At 74.0% G+C, this 17,667-nt stretch carries 17 protein-coding genes; 8 read left to right on the top strand and 9 right to left on the bottom strand.

All coding sequences use genetic code 11. From position 1 onward, the window contains the following. Positions 1 to 37: 37 nt before the first annotated feature. From lpdA to V5O49_RS16650, 4 genes are all read left to right on the top strand, one after another. Positions 38 to 1,441 carry a dihydrolipoyl dehydrogenase gene (gene lpdA / locus V5O49_RS16665; RefSeq protein ID WP_332903203.1) on the top strand — a complete coding sequence of 468 codons (1,404 nt, stop codon included), beginning with the start codon at positions 38 to 40 and terminating at the stop codon, positions 1,439 to 1,441. A 176-nt stretch (positions 1,442 to 1,617) separates the two neighbouring features. Then, positions 1,618 to 2,790: a MarP family serine protease gene (locus V5O49_RS16660; RefSeq protein WP_332903202.1), complete on the top strand. Its 1,173-nt coding sequence runs from the start codon at positions 1,618 to 1,620 to the stop codon at positions 2,788 to 2,790. A gap of 93 nt (positions 2,791 to 2,883) precedes the next feature. Beyond that, positions 2,884 to 3,477: a hypothetical protein gene (locus V5O49_RS16655; protein WP_332903201.1), complete on the top strand. Its 594-nt coding sequence runs from the start codon at positions 2,884 to 2,886 to the stop codon at positions 3,475 to 3,477. Beyond that, on the top strand, positions 3,474 to 5,045 hold the full coding sequence (locus V5O49_RS16650; protein WP_332903200.1) for an FAD-dependent monooxygenase: 1,572 nt from the start codon (positions 3,474 to 3,476) through the stop codon (positions 5,043 to 5,045). Before V5O49_RS16655 ends, V5O49_RS16650 begins: the two co-directional genes overlap by 4 nt. 3 nt (positions 5,046 to 5,048) lie before the next feature. Here the strand turns inward: V5O49_RS16650 and V5O49_RS16645 are convergent, their stop codons facing one another. The 4 genes from V5O49_RS16645 to V5O49_RS16630 all read right to left on the bottom strand — a co-directional run bounded on the left by V5O49_RS16645 (position 5,049) and on the right by V5O49_RS16630 (position 7,804). Continuing rightward, the gene (locus tag V5O49_RS16645) at positions 5,049 to 5,330 is read right to left on the bottom strand and encodes a DUF1876 domain-containing protein (RefSeq protein WP_332903199.1); all 282 of its coding nucleotides are present in this window, start codon (positions 5,328 to 5,330) and stop codon (positions 5,049 to 5,051) included. Between the two features lie 29 nt (positions 5,331 to 5,359). Continuing rightward, on the bottom strand, positions 5,360 to 6,085 hold the full coding sequence (locus V5O49_RS16640; protein ID WP_332903198.1) for a DUF4389 domain-containing protein: 726 nt from the start codon (positions 6,083 to 6,085) through the stop codon (positions 5,360 to 5,362). Next, positions 6,085 to 6,522: a hypothetical protein gene (locus V5O49_RS16635; protein WP_332903197.1), complete on the bottom strand. Its 438-nt coding sequence runs from the start codon at positions 6,520 to 6,522 to the stop codon at positions 6,085 to 6,087. The genes V5O49_RS16640 and V5O49_RS16635 overlap by 1 nt, the downstream gene beginning before the upstream one ends. Before the next feature lie 85 nt (positions 6,523 to 6,607). Further along, positions 6,608 to 7,804, bottom strand: coding sequence for an NAD(P)/FAD-dependent oxidoreductase (locus V5O49_RS16630; RefSeq protein ID WP_332903196.1), 1,197 nt, complete (start codon positions 7,802 to 7,804; stop codon positions 6,608 to 6,610). 354 nt (positions 7,805 to 8,158) lie between these two features. On the opposite strand from V5O49_RS16630, the gene murA reads away from it, so the two are divergent. From murA to V5O49_RS16615, 3 genes are read left to right on the top strand one after another with little or no spacing between them, the layout of a single operon-like run. Further along, complete coding sequence (gene murA / locus V5O49_RS16625) at positions 8,159 to 9,475, top strand: UDP-N-acetylglucosamine 1-carboxyvinyltransferase (protein WP_278234921.1); 1,317 nt, start codon at positions 8,159 to 8,161, stop codon at positions 9,473 to 9,475. A 34-nt stretch (positions 9,476 to 9,509) separates the two neighbouring features. Continuing rightward, on the top strand, positions 9,510 to 10,265 hold the full coding sequence (locus V5O49_RS16620) for a lysophospholipid acyltransferase family protein (RefSeq protein ID WP_332903195.1): 756 nt from the start codon (positions 9,510 to 9,512) through the stop codon (positions 10,263 to 10,265). Beyond that, positions 10,262 to 11,272 carry an NAD(P)H-dependent glycerol-3-phosphate dehydrogenase gene (locus V5O49_RS16615; protein ID WP_332903194.1) on the top strand — a complete coding sequence of 337 codons (1,011 nt, stop codon included), beginning with the start codon at positions 10,262 to 10,264 and terminating at the stop codon, positions 11,270 to 11,272. The genes V5O49_RS16620 and V5O49_RS16615 overlap by 4 nt, the downstream gene beginning before the upstream one ends. 10 nt (positions 11,273 to 11,282) lie before the next feature. Here V5O49_RS16615 and V5O49_RS16610 read toward each other — a convergent pair whose 3' ends face one another. From V5O49_RS16610 to V5O49_RS16590, 5 genes are all read right to left on the bottom strand, one after another. Beyond that, positions 11,283 to 11,981, bottom strand: a complete 699-nt coding sequence (locus V5O49_RS16610; RefSeq protein ID WP_332903193.1) for an AMIN-like domain-containing (lipo)protein — start codon at positions 11,979 to 11,981, stop codon at positions 11,283 to 11,285. A gap of 82 nt (positions 11,982 to 12,063) precedes the next feature. Next, entirely contained in the window at positions 12,064 to 13,200 is a 1,137-nt protein-coding gene (locus V5O49_RS16605) for a trans-sulfuration enzyme family protein (RefSeq protein WP_332903192.1), read from the bottom strand. Between the two features lie 11 nt (positions 13,201 to 13,211). Next, entirely contained in the window at positions 13,212 to 14,738 is a 1,527-nt protein-coding gene (locus V5O49_RS16600; RefSeq protein ID WP_332903191.1) for a pyridoxal phosphate-dependent decarboxylase family protein, read from the bottom strand. Further along, positions 14,735 to 16,147: an MFS transporter gene (locus V5O49_RS16595; protein WP_332903190.1), complete on the bottom strand. Its 1,413-nt coding sequence runs from the start codon at positions 16,145 to 16,147 to the stop codon at positions 14,735 to 14,737. The genes V5O49_RS16600 and V5O49_RS16595 overlap by 4 nt, the downstream gene beginning before the upstream one ends. A 40-nt stretch (positions 16,148 to 16,187) precedes the next feature. Continuing rightward, a complete protein-coding gene (locus V5O49_RS16590) occupies positions 16,188 to 16,880 on the bottom strand; it encodes a DUF4386 domain-containing protein (protein WP_332903189.1) in 693 nt (230 codons plus the stop codon). An 89-nt stretch (positions 16,881 to 16,969) separates the two neighbouring features. Here V5O49_RS16590 and V5O49_RS16585 point away from each other — a divergent pair, with 89 nt between their 5' ends. Next, positions 16,970 to 17,638, top strand: a complete 669-nt coding sequence (locus tag V5O49_RS16585; RefSeq protein ID WP_332903188.1) for a TetR/AcrR family transcriptional regulator — start codon at positions 16,970 to 16,972, stop codon at positions 17,636 to 17,638. Positions 17,639 to 17,667 lie beyond the last annotated feature (29 nt).

Here is a 17,667-nt window from a genome sequence, read left to right as displayed (position 1 = left end):
AACGCACGCACTCGCGCGCACCCATAGGCTGGGGCCCATGGCTTCCCACTACGACGTCGTCCTCCTTGGAGCTGGCCCCGGCGGCTACGTCGCCGCCATCCGCGCGGCACAGCTCGGCAAGTCCGTCGCCATCATCGAGGAGAAGTACTGGGGTGGTGTGTGCCTCAACGTGGGCTGCATCCCCTCCAAGGCTCTCCTGCGCAACGCCGAGCTGGCGCACATCTTCCACGACCAGGCCGACTACTTCGGCATGTCGGGGGACGTGAGCTTCGACTTCGGCAAGGCGTTCGACCGGTCCCGCGAGGTCGCGGACGGCCGCACCAAGGGCGTCCACTTCCTCATGAAGAAGAACAAGATCACCGAGTACGACGGCCGCGGCACCTTCCGTGACGCGAACACGATCGAGGTGGCGCTGAACGACGGCGGCACCGAGACCGTGACCGGCGACGACGTGATCATCGCGACCGGCTCGCAGGTCAAGCTCCTCCCGGGCGTCGAGCTCTCCGAGAACGTCGTGACCTACGAGAAGCAGATCATGACGCGCGAGCTGCCGTCGTCGATCGCCATCGTGGGCGCCGGCGCCATCGGCATGGAGTTCGCCTACGTCATGAAGAACTACGGCGTGGACGTCACGATCGTGGAGTTCCTCGACCGCGCCCTGCCGAACGAGGACGCCGAGGTCTCCAAGGAGATCGCCAAGCAGTACAAGAAGCTCGGCATCAAGATCCTCACCTCGACCGCGGTGCAGTCCGTCAAGGACAACGGCTCCTCGGTCACCGTCGACTACAAGGGCGTCAAGGACGACAAGCCCGGCTCGCTCGAGGTCGACAAGGTCCTCATGGCGGTCGGCTTCGCGCCGGCGGTGGAGGGCTTCGGCCTGGAGAACACCGGCGTGCAGCTCGACGAGCGCGGCGCGATCGCGATCGACGACCACATGCGCACCAACGTGCCGCACGTCTTCGCCATCGGTGACGTCACCGCGAAGCTCATGCTCGCCCACGTGGCCGAGGCCATGGGCGTCGTCGCGGCCGAGACGATCGCCGGCGCCGAGACCATGACGCTCGGCGACTACCGCATGATGCCGCGCGCGACGTTCTGCTCGCCGCAGGTCGCCTCCTTCGGCCTCACCGAGGCGCAGGCCAAGGACGAGGGCTACGACGTCAAGGTGTCGAAGTTCCCGTTCATGGCCAACGGCAAGGCCCACGGCCTGGGCGAGACCGCCGGCTTCGTCAAGCTCGTCGCGGACTCCACGTACAACGAGCTGCTCGGCGCCCACATGATCGGCCCGGACGTCTCGGAGATGCTGCCCGAGCTCACCCTGGCCCAGAAGTGGGACCTCACGGCCGACGAGGTGGCGCGCAACGTGCACACCCACCCGACCCTGTCGGAGTCGGTCCAGGAGGCCGTGCACGGCCTCGCAGGGCACATGATCAACCTCTGATCGACCCGTCGCGGCCGCACGACGGCGGTCGCCCCGGACGAGGCCCGGTCCTGCGGTACGCCGCGGGACCGGGCCTCGTGCGTGCTTGCCACCTGGCCGTCACGGTTCCCAGGCTGCGCCCAGCCTGACCGCGTACGCTCGGTGGTCCTCGCTGCCCAGCCCCGCGGAGGACTCCGGTGACCCCCCTCGACGTCGTGCTCGTCGTCCTCCTCGTCGCCGCGCTCGCGACCGGGCTGACGCGTGGCGTGCTGTCCACGGTCGGCGGGCTCGTCGGCCTCGTCCTCGGCGGCGCGGTGGCGTTCCTGGCGGTGCCTGTCGTGGTCGACGCGCTGCCCGTGTCCGAGTGGCGCGGGGCGGCCACGGTGCTCCTGGCGGTGGCCGTCCCGCTGCTGGGCCTGTCGCTCGGCGCCGGGGTGGGACGCCGCCTGCGCCAGCAGGTCGACCGCACCCGCGCCGTCCCGCTCGAGCGTCTCCTCGGTGGGGTCGCGAGCCTGCTGGTGGCCGCCGTCGCGCTCTCGTTCGTCGGCTCGACGATCAAGGCCACGGGGACTCCGGTCCTGGCCCCGGCCGTGTCGTCGTCGGCGGTCCTGCGCGCCATCGACGCGTACACGCCGGCACCGGTGACGCGGACCCTGGCCCAGGCGCGGGCCGCGGTGCTCGACGACGGTCTGCCGCAGCTGGACGGGCTGCTCGACCCGCGCCGGAGCAGGACGGTCCCCGCTGTCGACCTCGCGGACCCGGCGCTGGAGGCCTCCGCGCAGTCCGTCGCCCGCGTCTGGGGCACCGCCTACGAGTGCGGCACGGGCGTGACCGGGTCCGGCTTCGTCGCGGCGCCGGACCGCGTCGTGACCAACGCGCACGTCGTGGCCGGCGTCGAGCGGCCGCTCGTCGAGCTGCCCGGGCGGACGGCCGAGGAGGGGCGGGTCGTCTACTACGACCCGGAGGCCGACCTCGCCGTCGTGGCGGTCGACGGGCTGGACGCCACCCCGCTGACCATCGCGCCCGCGCTCGAGCGCGGCGACGCGGCGGTCGTGCAGGGCTATCCGTACGGGGGACCGTTCACCTCGACCGGCGCGGAGGTGCTCGACGCCGGGGGAGTGCGGATCCCGGCGTCCGACGGGACGGGCACCGTCGAGCGCGACGTCTACGCCCTCGCCGCGACCGTGCACGGCGGGAGCTCGGGCGGCCCCGTGCTCTCGCCCGACGGCGAGGTCGTCGGCGTGATCTTCGGTCAGTCCCAGTCGGACGACGAGCTGGCCTACGGCGTGACGTCCACCGAGCTGATGCCCGTGGCGGCCCGGCTCGCCGACCTGGACGACGCGGTCGCGCCGGGGCGCTGCGCCGCCTGATCCTCCCGGGACCGGACGGGCCACCCTCTCGGGCCGTTCGGCCCTGTCCGCCGGGGGCCGCCGCGTCCACCCTGGAGGTGGAAGGGAGCCGTCATGAGCCAGGCCAGCGCATCCCGCCCCGCCCCCCGACCTGCCCCCCGCCCGGCCGCCCGCCCGGAAGCATGGCGCGCCGTCGGGCGCTGTGCCGTCGCCAGCACGTCCCTGCTCGTGCGGGGTCGGGTGCGCCAGCCGCGGTCCCGCGTCGGACGGGTCGTGCGGTTCGCCGACGGCACGCAGGGCCGCGTCTACCGGGAGACGGTCGTCGCCCGCGTGCCCGCCGAGCCCTGCTTCCTGGCCGTCGCCTTCCGGCTGCGGTGGGTCCACGGCCCCCGGGGACACGCCGTGTTCCGCGCCGAGAGCCTGCTCAACACCCCGCTGTTCGTCGGCTTCCCCGGCTTCGTGTCCAAGCTGTGGCTGGCTGCCGACGAGCGGCACGTCTACCGGGGCCTGTACGAGTGGGACGGCGCCGGTCGCGCCGAGGGCTACGCCCGCTCCCTGTGGCGGGTGCTCGAGCTCGTCAGCGAGCGCGGCTCGATCGACTACCGGGTCGTGCCCGGACTGACCCGCGACGAGGCGCTGGCGCGGCTCGTGCCGACGGGCACCGGCGACGCCGCGCCGGACGACGGCTGGTGGCGGGTGGTCCCGTGACCGACGTCCTGGTCGTGGGCGCCGGACCCACCGGGCTGGCGACGGCCCTGCAGGCGCACGACCACGGCGCCGCGGTGCGCGTCGTCGAGCGGCGCCCGACGGCGTGGCGGCCGTCGCGCGCGATGATCGTCCACCCGCACACGCTGGAGTCGCTGCGCCCCCTCGGCGTGGCCGACGCCCTGCTGGACCGTGCCGACCGCTCGCCCCGCGCGCAGGTGCACCTCGGGCGGCGCCTGGTCGACGTCCGGCTGGCCGACGTCGACTGGCCCGCCACCCCGTACCCGCACCTGACGATGGTGCGCCAGGCCGACGTCGAGGACGTGCTCGCGCAGGCGCTCGCGGCCCGGGGCGTCACGGTGGAGCGGGGCACCGAGTGCGTCGCGGCCAGGGACGGCGGCACGGCCGGACCGGACGCCGGCGCCGTGCGTGCCGTGCTGCGCGCCGAGGGCGGCGACGAGGAGGCCACGGCCCGCTTCCTCGTCGGCTGCGACGGCCCGGACAGCACCGTGCGGCGCGACGCCGGGACCGCCTGGCGCGGCGGCCCGTACCCGGTGGAGGTCCTGCTGGCCGACCTCGAGCTCGACGGCGACCTCGCCCCGGGCGTCCTGCACGCCGTCGTCGCCCGTCGCGGTCTGGTGTTCCTCTTCGCGCTGGGGGAGGGCGCCCCGTGGCGGCTGCTCGCGACCCGTCCGGCGTCCGACGGCGGCGCACCCGCCGGGCAGCCCGGTGCACCGGTCCCGGCAGACGAGGTCGCGGCGCTCCTCGACGACGCCGGGCTGGGCGCCACGCTCGCCGACCTGCGCTGGTCGGCACGGGTGCGGCTGCAGCACCGGGTCGCCGGGGCGTTCCGCCAGGGCCGGATCTTCCTCGCCGGGGACGCCGCCCACACCCACTCGCCGGCAGCGGCGCAGGGCATGAACTCCGGCCTCCTCGACGCCGTCAACCTCGGGTGGAAGCTCGCCCTCGCCGCCGGGACCGCGGACCCCTCCGGCGACACCGACAGCCCCCTGCTGGCCTCCTACGACGCCGAGCGGCGCCCGGTGGCCCGCCAGGTCCTCGCCCTGACCCACCTCGTGTTCTTCGGCGAGGCGTCCACGCACCCGCTGCCCGCCCTGCTGCGCGGGACGGCGCTGCCCCTCGCGGCCCCGGTGGTGCCGCTGGCGGTGCGCCGACGTCGGCTCATGGGCCTGGTCGTCCGGCTGCTGTCGCAGGACTGGGTCGCCTACCGGCACAGCCCCCTGACGGTCGCGGGACGCCCCGCTCGGGCGGCACCCCGACCGGGGCACCGACTGCGGGACCAGGACGTCACCTGTGCCGGGCGCACCCGCCGCCTGCACGAGCTCACCGCGAGCCCGGGCGTCCACGTCCTGCTCGACCGCGACGCCCCGGCGCTCGACCCGCGCGACCTCGGCCCGCACGTGGCCGTCCACCGCCTCGCGAGCAGTCCCGGGCGGGGCGTGGTCGCCGTGCGCCCCGACGGGTTCGTCGGGTACGCGGACGCCGGCGGCGCCCCGCGGGGGCTCACCGACTGGCTGGACCGCGCCGGGGCGCGTCCGCCGGCCCGCTGACGCTCACGAGCGCAGGTGCACCGGGTGCTGCTCGATCTCGGCGAGGTCGTCCGACGTCTCCTGCAGGAGCCGGTCCGAGAGGTCGCGGAGCGCCCGCGCCGTCGCGAGCTCCTCGCCGATCGCCTCGACCTCGACGTCGTCGGGGTTGCGACGCGCCGTGCCGCGGCCCTCGAGCGTCGTGCCGCTCGAGGTGGTCAGCACCGCGTGGGCGGAGGTGATGCCCCGGTCGGGATCGATGTCCTCGGTCTCGACGAGGTGGACGGTGATCGTCCAGGTGTGCGCCATGGTTCTGCTCCTGTCGGACGGCCCGGCGATCAGGCCGGGGGACTCTGCTGCGGCACGGTGCCGGCCGGTTCGTGGGGGCCCAGGTCGAGGCGGAACGGCGGGTAGTCGTCCGTCATGAGGGCGGCGTAGGCGGCCACGCGCAGTGCCCAGCGCTGCAGCCCCAGGACCAGGTCGAACATGCTGCGCGGGTAGGTGCCGCGGAAGAGGAGCACCACGGCGGCGAACAGGACGAGCACGCCGACGAGCCCGACACCGGGCGGCCAGTCGGTGACGACGACCGTGCCGTCGGAGGCGATCTCCGTCGTGCGGGAGCTGGTGCCGAGGAAGATGCCGACGACGACGTAGTGCGGGATCGCGAGCAGCCACCACTTGACGAGCACCAGGCCGCGGGAGAGCTGCTGCGGGGGCGTGACGTCCAGGTGGGTGGGGTAGTCGGGCACCTCGTCGAGCGTGAACGGCGGGTAGCGGTCGGTGCCCAGCGCGCCGTAGGAGTAGTACGCGACGCGCCAGCACCAGCGCAGGACGCCGACGTTGAAGGTGAAGATGCCCTGCGGGTAGCGGCCGGTGAACAGGATCGCGAAGAACGCCACGACCGTCAGCACGACGAAGGCGATCCACAGGCCGATCAGCACCACGACGTGCGGGAGGATCAGCAGCCACTTGACCAGCCAGAGCCCCCGGGAGAGCTCGGCGGGTGGTTCGGCCTCCATCCGCAGCGGGTAGCCGGTGCGGGGCTTCTCGGGCATCACGGTCATCACGGTCTCCCTCGTCCGGTCGCCAGCCGGACGAGGCCGACGACGATCCCGATCGCGCTGCCCACCATCGCGACGACGAGCAGGATGCGGACCACCAGCGCCCAGTCGAAGGTGCCGGCGAAGTCGAACGGGAAGACTCGCCACACGACCACGACCGCGACGAGTCCCACCGCCGTGGTCACGACGTCGCCCAGGGCGCGCAGCCGCGGCGGGTCCGCCAGGAGGTAGACCAGGTTCGCGACGATGCCGACGACGATCGAGGCGTCGACCGCCGTCAGCACCTCGGTGGTCCGCGGCGTCAGGAACGGCACCGCCTCCCAGCCCGGCCAGCCGTGGATCAGCACGAGCAGCAGACCGTTCACGAGCACGGCGACGGCGTAGCCGACCCGCCGCGAGGCGGCGGAGGGGCGTCGTGCGGTCGTCTGCGTGCCCGTCATACCTCGATGGTGCCGACCCCGGGCGGGCCGTGTCCCGGGCCGTCGGTCCCGCGGGGGCAGGACCTTCGGCCCGGAACAGGCGGTGTCACGGCAGCTTGACCTTGCCGGCCTTCATCTTGGCCAGGGAGTACTTCTCGAAGCCGATCTTGAACGCGTGGTTCTGCGGTCCGGGCACCATGACGGCGGCCTTGCGCGGGGGCAGCATGTGGTCGGCGACCATCGCGACGCCGTTGTTGCCGGCGTCCATGACGCACAGCGCCGGGATCTTCGAGAACTCCTTCTCCTCCGTCGGCTCCTCGCCGCGCACCTGGGAGACGATGTTCTTGGCCGCGACGTGCGCCTGCTGCTCGCTGGGGAAGCCGGTCTTCGGGATGCCGGTCGCGACCTGCGTGGTCCAGGGCACGGGCACGGCGGCGGCGATGCCGACGGCGTAGACGTCGTCCCACTTCTCCGACTGGTAGGTCGGGCGGACCGTGACGTAGTTGCCGGCGTCGACCAGGTCGGGCGTCTTGGCGAGGAAGTCCTGGCCGCGGAACGGCGGGACGATCATCGCGAACTTGTACGGCAGCTCGCGCCCGTCGGACAGCACGACGACGTCGGGCTTGATCTCCGCGATCGACTGGTTCGGCTCGACGGTGATGCCCTCCTTCTTGGCGAACATCTTCATCAGCGGCTTCGCCCCAGGCATGCCGTCGATGCCGAAGTGGCCGGCGAAGGGCTCGGAGGTGACGTACGTCAGCTTGACCTTGCCGTGCAGGCCGGCGCGGCGCAGCTGGTAGGAGGTGTTGAACAGGAACTCGTAGGCGGCGCCGAAGCAGCTCGCGCGCTGCGTCGCGCCGATGACGACGTCGCCCGGGTCGTCGAGGAACCGGCGCCAGGCGTCGTAGGTGCGCTCGGCGTCGTGCAGGGTGGTGATGGTCGGCGTGTCGCGCATCCCGGGGACGACGTCGAGGTCGTTGCGGTACCCGGTGGCGATGACCAGGTAGTCGTAGTCGAACGTCCCCTCGGTGGTCTCCACCCGGTGGTGGTCGGGGTCGACGTAGGTCGCGGACCCGTGCACGAACCGCACGCCCTGCTTGGTGAACGTCGGCTCGAGGGGGAACGTGATGTCGGTGCGGCCCCGGCGCCCGAAGGGCAGCCAGATCAGCGACGGGTTGAACACGAACCGGTCGGAGGCCGACACGACCGTGACCTCGGCCTCCTCGCCCAGGTCGGACTTGATGGACAGGGCGGCCGTCATCCCTGCGAAGCTGCCGCCGAGAACCAGGACACGTGCGGTCATGATCGACTCCTTCATCGCGGACCTACCGTTGATTCCAGGCTACTCCTCACACCCTGGGGGGTATGTGTTTGTGACACACTTCACCCAGGCGTCAGCAGACGGCCCGCCCCGTCACGATCTGGCCACGACGCGTGCGCCCCCGCGCGAGTCCGCGCCCGCCGCGTGAAGGTGTGGTGAACGTGAATACTGGGGGCGTGCCGGATGTTGGCACCACCGGGTCGGCAGGGGCAGGATCGTTCGCGCTGCGTACGACCGCGGCAACCGCGCACGACCGCGCCACGCGAGCCGCCGGCCCGCACCGACGAGCAGCACCACCGTGCTGTGCACTCCCGAGGACAGGACGAACGACGAGCCATGACTGATCTGCTGTACGTCAACGGCGGCACGCCGCTGCAGGGCACCATCGAGGTGCGCGGGGCGAAGAACTTCGTGTCCAAGGCGATGGTGGCGTCGCTGCTGGGGGAGTCGCCGAGCGTGCTGCGCAACGTGCCGCAGATCCGTGACGTCGCGGTCGTGTCCGGTCTGCTCGAGCTCCACGGGGTCAACGTCAAGTACGACCCCGACGCCGGCATCCTCGACCTGGACCCCTCGAACGTCGAGTCGGCGCACGTCGCGGACATCGACGCCCACGCCGGCTCCAGCCGCATCCCGATCCTGTTCTGCGGCCCGCTGCTGCACCGCCTGGGCGAGGCGTTCATCCCCGACCTCGGCGGCTGCCGGATCGGCGACCGGCCGATCAACTACCACCTGGACATCCTGCGGCAGTTCGGTGCCGTGGTCGACAAGCGGCCCAACGGCATCCACCTGCGCGCGCCGCGGCGTCTGCAGGGCACCAAGATCGAGCTGCCCTACCCGTCGGTGGGGGCGACCGAGCAGCTGCTGCTGACGGCCGTGCGCGCCGAGGGCATCACCGAGCTGACCGGCGCGGCCACCGAGCCCGAGATCATGGACCTCATCGCCGTGCTGCAGAAGATGGGCGCGATCATCTCGGTCGACACCGACCGCGTGATCCGGATCGAGGGCGTCGACCAGCTGTGCGGCTACTCGCACACGGCGCTGGGCGACCGCATCGAGGCGGCCTCCTGGGCGTCCGCGGCGCTCGCGACCGGCGGCGACGTGACGATCAAGGGCGCCTCGCAGCCCGAGATGATGACCTTCCTGAACACCTACCGCAAGGTCGGCGGCCAGTTCGACGTCCAGGACGACGGCATCCGGTTCTGGCACCCGGGCGGCGAGCTGCGCTCGATCGTCCTGGAGACCGACGTCCACCCCGGGTTCATGACCGACTGGCAGCAGCCGCTGGTCGTGGCGCTGACCCAGGCCACGGGGCTGTCGATCGTGCACGAGACCGTGTACGAGAACCGCTTCGGGTTCACCGAGGCGCTGCGTCAGATGGGCGCCACGATCCAGGTCTACAAGGAGTGCCTGGGCGGTGCCGCCTGCCGGTTCGGCCGCCGCAACTTCCAGCACTCCGCCGTCGTGTCCGGGCCGACCACGCTCGAGGCCGCCGACATCGAGGTGCCGGACCTGCGCGGCGGGTTCTCCCACCTCATCGCCGCCCTGGCCGCCAAGGGCTCCTCGACGGTGCGCGGGATCAGCCTCATCGACCGCGGCTACGAGTCCTTCCAGGACAAGCTCGAGGCGCTCGGCGCGGACGTCACCCGCGGCTGACACCTCGGGCCGGGCGGCAGGTAGGCTTCCCGCCGTGCCCATCGCCAGACCTGAGTCACGGCTCTACCGCCTCGTCGCGCTCGTCGTGCGGCCGCTGATGTTCTCGATGTGCCGCTACGAGTGGAGCGGCAGCGAGAACTTCCCGACCGACGGCGGGTTCATCGCGGCCGCCAACCACGCGACCGAGCTCGACGCGCTGACGTTCGTGCACTACCTGTTCGACCACGGCGTCGAGCCGCGGGTGCTCGCCAAGCGCGGCCTGTTCGACGCCCCGGTCGTGGGCGGGGTGCTGCGGGCGACGAACATGATCCCCGTCGACCGCGGCAGCAAGGCCGCCGCCGCCTCGCTCGAGCGCGCCGGTCGCGAGCTCGGCGAGGGGGCCTGCGTGGCCGTGTTCCCCGAGGGCACGCTGACCCGTGACCCGGACCTGTGGCCGATGGAGCCGAAGACGGGCCTGGCGCGGATCGCCCTGGCCTCGCGGCTCCCGGTCGTCCCGGTCGCCCAGTGGGGCGCCACGGAGATCCTGCCGCGGTACGGCAAGCTGCCGCGTCCGTTCCCGCGCAAGCGGGTGCAGACCACCGCCGGCCCGCCGGTGGACCTGTCCGACCTGTACGACCGGCCGCTGGACGCGGCCACCCTGCGCGAGGCGATGGACCGGGTGATGGACGCCATCACCGCCCAGCTCGCCACGCTGCGGGACGAGGTCCCGCCGGAGCACCGGTTCGACCTGCGCAAGCACCCCGACTACGAAGCGAGACAGATGCACTACCCGCCGGTGGAGCGCCCGTGAGCGGCCCGACGACCGCCGTCCTCGGCTCCGGCTCCTGGGGCACGACCTTCGCCATGGTCATGGCCGACGCCGGCTGCGACGTGACGCTGTGGGGCCGCGACGAGGCCCTGGTCCGCCAGGTCGCCGAGGAGCGGCGCAACAGCAAGTACCTGCCCGACGTCGAGCTCCCGGCCATGGCCGCCACGACCGACGCCGCCGCCGCCCTCGCCGGCGCGAAGATCGTCGTCGTCGCCGTGCCGTCCCAGGTGGCCCGCCGCACGCTGGAGCCGCTGCGCGAGCACCTCGAGCCCGACGCCGTCGTGGTCTCGCTGATGAAGGGTGTCGAGCTCAGCACCGACAAGCGGATGAGCCAGGTCGTCGCCGAGGCGCTCGACGTCCCGGCCGGGCGCGTCGCCGTCGTCTCCGGACCGAACCTGGCCAAGGAGATCGCCGCCCGGCAGCCCACCGCGACCGTCGTGGCGTGCTCCGACCCGGACAACGCCCGGCTGGTCGCCGACGCGTGCTCGAACTCGTACTTCCGCCCCTACACCAACACCGACGTCGTCGGCGTCGAGCTGTGCGGTGCGGTGAAGAACATCATCGCGCTCGCCGTCGGGATGGCGCAGGGCAGCGGCTTCGGCTGGAACACCACCGCGACCGTCATCACCCGCGGCCTGGTGGAGATCACCCGGCTGGGACGTGCCCTCGGCGCCGAGCAGGAGACCTTCTCCGGGCTGGCGGGCATGGGCGACCTCGTCGCGACCTGCGCCTCGCCGCTGTCCCGCAACCACTCGCTGGGCAAGTACGTCGGCCAGGGCATGACGCTCGACGAGGCGCTCGAGGCCACCGGGACGACGGCGGAGGGCGTGAAGTCCTCGCGCTCGGTCCTGGAGCTGGCCCAGCAGCACGACGTGGACATGCCGATCACGGCCGGCGTGGTGGCGGTGCTGCACGAAGGCCTCTCGGTCGACGAGATGGCCCGCGCGCTGCTCTCGCGCCCGCAGAAGTCCGAGAGCGTCGCCGACTGACGCCCCGGGCTCAGCTGCCGACGTCCACCACGACCCGCGTGGGGTCCTCCAGGGAGAACATGCGGAACGGCCGCGGCTCGCCGTCGACGCCGACGAACGCCGTCGTCGTGCCCTCGAAGACGAAGCTGTAGACGACCTCCGCGACGGAGCCGCCGGGCCCGGCCACGGGGTCGCCGCCGTACTCGGTGACGCCGGTGTCCGTCGGGTAGCCGGTCCCGGTGATCCCGACCTCCAGCACCGAGTCCCCGCCGACGTCGAGCTCCTCGCCACGGCCCGGCTCGAGCGCCGCCTCGACGTACTGCGCCCGCCACCCGGGCGTCCCGGTGCCCTCCAGGTCGAACACGACCCGGTCGTAGCCGTCGTGGGAGCCGACGCGGACGTCCGTGACGGTCAGCAGCGCGTCGTCGCTCGCGGTGGACTCGTCCAGGGCGGTGCCGCCCTCGAACGGGGTCTCGGGCTCGGTCGGGGTCGCGTCGTCGGTCGGCTCGTCGGTGGCCTCGTCGGTCGGCTCGTCGGTCGGTTCCTCGCTCGGCGTCTCCTCGTCCTCCGGCGCGCTCGACGCGGCGGTGGGCGACGACGACTCCGTCGCGGGCGCGCCGCCGCCGTAGCCGGGCAGCCCGTCGCCGTCCCCGCACGCGGCGAGCAGGGCGGCGGTCGCCACGAGCGCGACGGCCCCCGCGGTCCGACGACGGTGCGGTGAGCGCTGCACGGTGCCTCCTTGCTCGACGGTTCCCTGCCTCGAGCCTAGGACCGCACGGGCCCTCCGGCACGGTGTCCCCGCACCACCCCGGTCAGGAGACCGCGCGGTCGAGCGCCTGGGCCAGGTCCGCCCACAGGTCCTCGACGTCCTCGACGCCCACCGAGAGCCGGACCAGGTCCTCGGGCACCGTCGGGGACTCGGTCGCGAGGCGGCGACGGCGCTCCAGCATCGACTCCACGCCGCCCAGGGACGTCGCCGGCACCCACAGCCGCACCGCGTCGACCAGCGCGTCCGCCCCCGCCGGGCCGCCGACGGGCCGCACCCCCACGACGGCGCCGAAGTGCGCCATCTGCGCCGACGCCCGTGCGTGGCCGGGGTCGTCGGGCAGGGAGGGGTGCCGCACCTCGGCCACGGCCGGGTGCTCGCGCAGGCGGTGGGCGATCTCGGCGGCGTTGGCGGTGGCGCGCTCGACACGCAGGTGCAGCGTGCGCAGCCCGCGCAGCGCCAGGAAGACCTCCATGGGGCCCGCGATCGCGCCGTGCAGGGTCCGGTAGGCGCGGACCTCGTCGGCCCGCTGCGCGTCGTTCGTCAGCACCGCGCCGAGGACGACGTCGGAGTGGCCGGAGAGGTACTTGGTCACCGAGTGCACGACGACGTCGGCCCCCAGGGCGAGGGGCTGCTGGCCCAGGGGGGTGGCGAACGTGTTGTCCACCACCGACCGCACGCCGCGCTCGCGGGCGGCGGCCAGGACGGCGGGCAGGTCGGCGACCTCCAGCATCGGGTTCGTCGGCGACTCGAGCACGAGCAGGGCGGCACCGTCGAGCGCCGCGACCACGGCGTCGGTGTCCGCGACGTCCACGCGCCGCACCTCGACGTCGTACCGTGCGGCCCGGTCGTCCAGGTAACCGAGCGTGACCTGGTAGGCGTGCCGGGGCACGACGACGACGCTGCCCGGGGGCAGGTCGCCGACGGCCGCGGCGATCGCGGCCATGCCGGAGGCGAGGACGACGCCGTGGGCCGCGCCCTCGAGCGCGGCGAGCGTCTCCTCGAAGGTCTGCCAGGTCTCGTTGCCGCCGCGGGCGTAGAGCAGCTCGTCGCCGGGCACGCCGCGCGAGACGTAGGTGGAGGTCAGGGAGACCGGTGCGTTGACCGGGCCGCCCTGGGTCCGGGCGGGCCGGCCGGCGGTCACGGCGACGGTGGCGGGGGCGAGGTGCGGGTCGTGCGTCATGGCAGCACAGCCTACGGGCGGCGCGGCTCGACCAGGCGCGCGAGCAGCTCGGTGAGCAACCGCTCGGCCACCGGCGCCGGCAGGGCCTCCACGGCGGCGAGCAGCGGGGCCATCGGTCCGACGCCGGGGCCGTCGTCGCCCAGCCGCGAGGCGTCCAGCCCCAGCGCCCCCAGCAGCCCCGCGGCCGTCTCCGCGTCGAGGGTGCCGGGGTCCGCCCCCGGGACGCCGTCGGCGGGCGCTCCGGCTGCCGGCAGGGCGGCCAGCAGCGCGGTCGCGTCCGGCCGGGGCTCGCCGCGCACGGCGTCGGCGGCGGCCTCCAGGGCGGGGACGAGCTCGCCGAGGACGGACTCGGTCACGGGCGTGACGGTCAGGTGCGTGGTGTGCGGCAGCCGGGTGCCGTCGTCCTGGCTGTACGCGGGCTGCGCCTGCAGCACCCAGCCGTGCGCCGTGGCCGCGTCCGCCCAGCGGTGCGGGTCGACGCGACGGTCGGCGGGGACGGCGTCGTCGGTGGCGACGGCGAGCAGCGGGCCGACGGGGTCGCCGACGACGCGCAGCCCCTCGACGGCCCCGACGGCGTCGCGCAGGGCGTCGGTGGCGCGGCGCGACCGTCCGGCGAGCTCGGCGAACCCCTCGTGGCCGAGCGCCTGGACGATCGCCCAGGCGGCGGCCAGCGGCCCGCCGGAGCGGGAGCCGAGCAGCGTCGGGTTGACCACGGGGTACCCGGGCCAGCGCGTGGTGGCGAAGTACTGGCCACGCTGGCGGTCACGGCCGCGCTGCAGCAGCACCGAGACGCCCTTGGGCGCGTACCCGTACTTGTGCAGGTCGACGCTCAGGCTGGTCACTCCGGGCACCCGCAGGTCCCAGTCGGGCAGGTCGGGCCAGAACGGCAGCGCCATGCCGCCGATGCAGGCGTCCACGTGCACGGGGACGCCGGCGTCGGCCGCGACGGCGGCGACGTCGGCGACGGGGTCGAGCGCGGCGTGCGGGTAGGAGGGCGCGGAGACGACGACGAGCGCGACGTCGTGCGCGGCCGGCCCGCTCACGCGCTCGGCCACGGCCGCGGCGGTGACCTCGCCGGTGGCCGTGACGGGCACGAGGTCGGTCTCGAGGCCGAAGTAGTGCGCGGCCTTGCGGAAGGCGGCGTGCGCCGTCGTCGGCAGCACCAGCCGCGGCCGGGCCTCGCCCGGGCGCAGACCGTGGGCGGCGAGCCAGGCGTCCCGGGCGGTCTTGACGGCGAGCAGGCAGCTCTCGGTGCCGCCGGAGGTGACGGTGCCGACGACCTCGTCGTCACCGCCGAGCAGGTCGCGCGTGAAGCCCACCAGGTCCCGCTCCAGGGCGGCCACGGACCCGAACGTCGTGGGGTCGAGGCCGTTGACGGGCTGCATCGCGCGGATCGCCTCGCCGGCGAGCCGGTCGAGCTCGGGCTCCCCGGAATCGTAGACGTAGCTGAGCACGTGGCCGCCGTGGGTGGGCGCGTCGTGGGCGCGCAGGGCTGTCAGGCGCTCCAGGACGGTCTCGGGACTAGTGGCGAACTTCATGCGCGGTGCTCCTCGGTCCGGGCGGCGGTGTGTGCCGCCTCGATGTCGGTCCGGCGCAGCGGGTAGCGGCGCAGGGGGACGAGGCTGACGGCGACCAGGGCGGCCGGCAGCAGGGTGAAGGCCAGCACGATGCCGAGCACCGCGCTGTCGGGCTGGACGACGACGGCCTCGGCGCGGGACTCCACGTAGCCCGTGGTGGCCAGGACCGTGGCGAGGACGGCCGTGCCGAGTCCGAACCCGGTAGTCTCCCCGGCGGTCCACAGCCCGGAGAACGTGCCGGCGCGGCCCGGGCCGCGGGTGACGGCGTCGTGGCTGACGACGTCGGGCAGCATCGCCATCGGCAGGGACTGCAGTCCGGCGTACGCGGCGCCCGCGACCGCGACGACGGCGTACACCCAGACGCCGGGGGACCAGTACATGACGACGAGCGCGGCGGCCGCCACGAGGAAGACGCCGGAGGCGACGGCGAAGGCCCGCTCCTTGCCGATCCGGCGCGCGGCCCGGCCCCACACCGGTGCGAAGACGACGGCCGGGCCGACCAGCGCCGCGAACAGGAACGTCACGGCGCCCTCGTCGTCGAGCACCCACGTGGCCACGTACTGGGCGCCGGCGAGCATGGTGCCGGTGGCCAGCGCCTGCAGGACGAACGCGGACAGCAGCGCGCGGAACGGCGGGCTGGTGCGCAGCACGGCGAGGCCCGCGCGGTAGTGCGCCAGCACGCCGGGCGTCGCACCGTCCGGGGTCGCGACCTCCGGGGGCTGCGGGACGCCGTCGGCGGCCCGGCCGGGGTCGCGCCGTCGGACCCGGCCCTCGACGCCGGCCGCCACGAGCAGGGACGCGCCGAGCACCAGCCCGGCCACGGCCCCCATCAGCAGGTACCCGGCGTGCTCGTCCGGCACCGGCCCGCGCAGCGCGGGCGCTCCGCCGCCGAAGGCGAGGATCGCCACGGTCAGCACCACGACGCGGGCCGTGAGCAGGCGGGTGCGCTCGTCGTAGCTGCCGGTGAGCTCGGCGGGCAGGGCGATGTAGGGGACCTGGAACAGGCTGAACGCCGTCGCGGCGCACAGGAAGGCGACGAGCACCCAGACGGCGCCGGCGAGCGACCCGAGCGACGGCGGGACGGCGAAGGTCAGCAGGAAGAACACCGGCAGCAGCACGCCGCCGACGATCATCAGCCGGCGGCGCGTGCCGTGCGCGGCGCGGTCCCGGTCGCTGGCGGCCCCGATGACGGGGTCGACGACGACGTCCCACACCTTGGCGAGCGTCACGATGAGCCCGGCGGCCAGCGCCGCCACCCCGAGCGTGTCGGTGAGGTAGTAGACCAGCACGAGCCCGGGCAGCGTGCCGAAGCCTCCGGTGCCGACGGATCCGACGGCGTACCGGGCGACGGTGCCCCTGTGCAGACTCATGCGGGGGATCCTACTGACCTCCCGTCGGCGGCCGGTCGTCTCAGGGGCGCAGCGCGGGCTCGGTGGTGGTGGTGTCGTCCGCGCGGTCGCGCCGGAACCCGATCACGAGCAGCAGGCCGATCATCCACAGCTCGCCGACCGTGGCCGGCACGACCAGCAGCTCGGCGAGCGGGCCGGCGTCGGGGACCAGGAAGGTCACGAAGGACTGCAGCAGGTACCCGGCTCCGCCGACGACGAGGAACCAGCCGAGCACGCGCGGCAGGCCGGAGCGCAGCACCAGCCGTCCCATCGGGATCAGCCACAGCCCGAAGAACGCGGCCCCGGCGGCCCAGAGGTTCTCCGACAGCCCGTACAGGAGCTGCGGCGCGGCCTGGTCGCCGGCGAGGGCGCTGTCGAGGGCCGTGCCGAGGGCGGCCGTGCTGCCGAGGATCGCCACGGCGTTCATCATGCCCAGCGCGCCGACGGCGGAGGCGGCGAAGGCGTCCACCGGGCGGAAGAGCCGGACGAACCACAGCGCGGCCAGCGCCTGGCTGACCACGGTCGCGAGCTCGAGGGCGACACCGGCGCGGGCCAACGGCTCGTGGTCGACGAGCAGCGCGGCGGTGGCCGCGGCGTCGGTGGGGTCGAAGACCTGCGGGCGGACGAGCAGGAAGCCGGCCATGCCGGCGAGGCCGAGGGCGAGGTAGAGCAGTCCGGTGGTGCGGGCCACCGGGCGGGCGATGCGCTGGTCCATGATGGGTTCCCTCCAGAGGAAGCGGGCCGCATCCTTACGGCGTAAGGCAACCATACGGCGTAAGGTCGGCAGAGGGAAGAGGTGGGATCGTGTCGAACGGGTTGAACCGTGACCGCGTGCTGGAGGCCGCCGTGGCGCTCGCGGACGCCGAGGGGCTGGGCGCGGTGACCATGCGCGGCGTCGCGACGCGGCTCGGGGTCGAGGCGATGTCGCTCTACCACCACCTGCCCGGCAAGAAGGACGAGCTGCTCGACGGCCTCGTCGACGTCGTCGCCGCCGAGATCCACGCCGGCCTGGCCGCCCGCGACGGCGTCGGGGACGACTGGGTCGCCGACGTCCGGTCGCGGTGCCTCGTGGCCCGCGAGGTGGTGCTGCGCCACCCGTGGCTCCCCGCGCTGCTGGGTTCGCGCCCCGCGATCCGCCCGGGGGTCTACACGCTCTACGACGGGGTGCTGGGCGCGATGGTCAGCGGCGGGTGCTCCTACCGGCTCGGGCACCGCGCCATGCACGCCCTGGGCAGCATGGTGCTGGGGTTCACCCCGGAGCTGTTCAGCCCCGAGGCGGGTGACGAGGACGCGACGCCCGAGGCGCTCGAGGCGATGGCGCAGACCGTGCCGCACATCACGGCCATGGTCGCCGCCGAGCTGCACGACCCGGCCGACCCGACGCTCGGCTGGTGCGACAGCCAGACCGAGTTCGAGTTCACCCTCGGGCTGCTGCTCGACGGGATCGAACGGTCCCGCCGCGCCGGCGTCTGAGGTCCCGGCTCGCGCTCGCACGCTCGCTC

Source organism: Isoptericola haloaureus (assembly GCF_036689775.1).
Taxonomy (GTDB): Bacteria; Actinomycetota; Actinomycetes; order Actinomycetales; family Cellulomonadaceae; genus Isoptericola; species Isoptericola haloaureus.
Note: the sequence above shows the minus strand (reverse complement) of the source record. Positions and strands in the feature narration are given on the sequence as shown.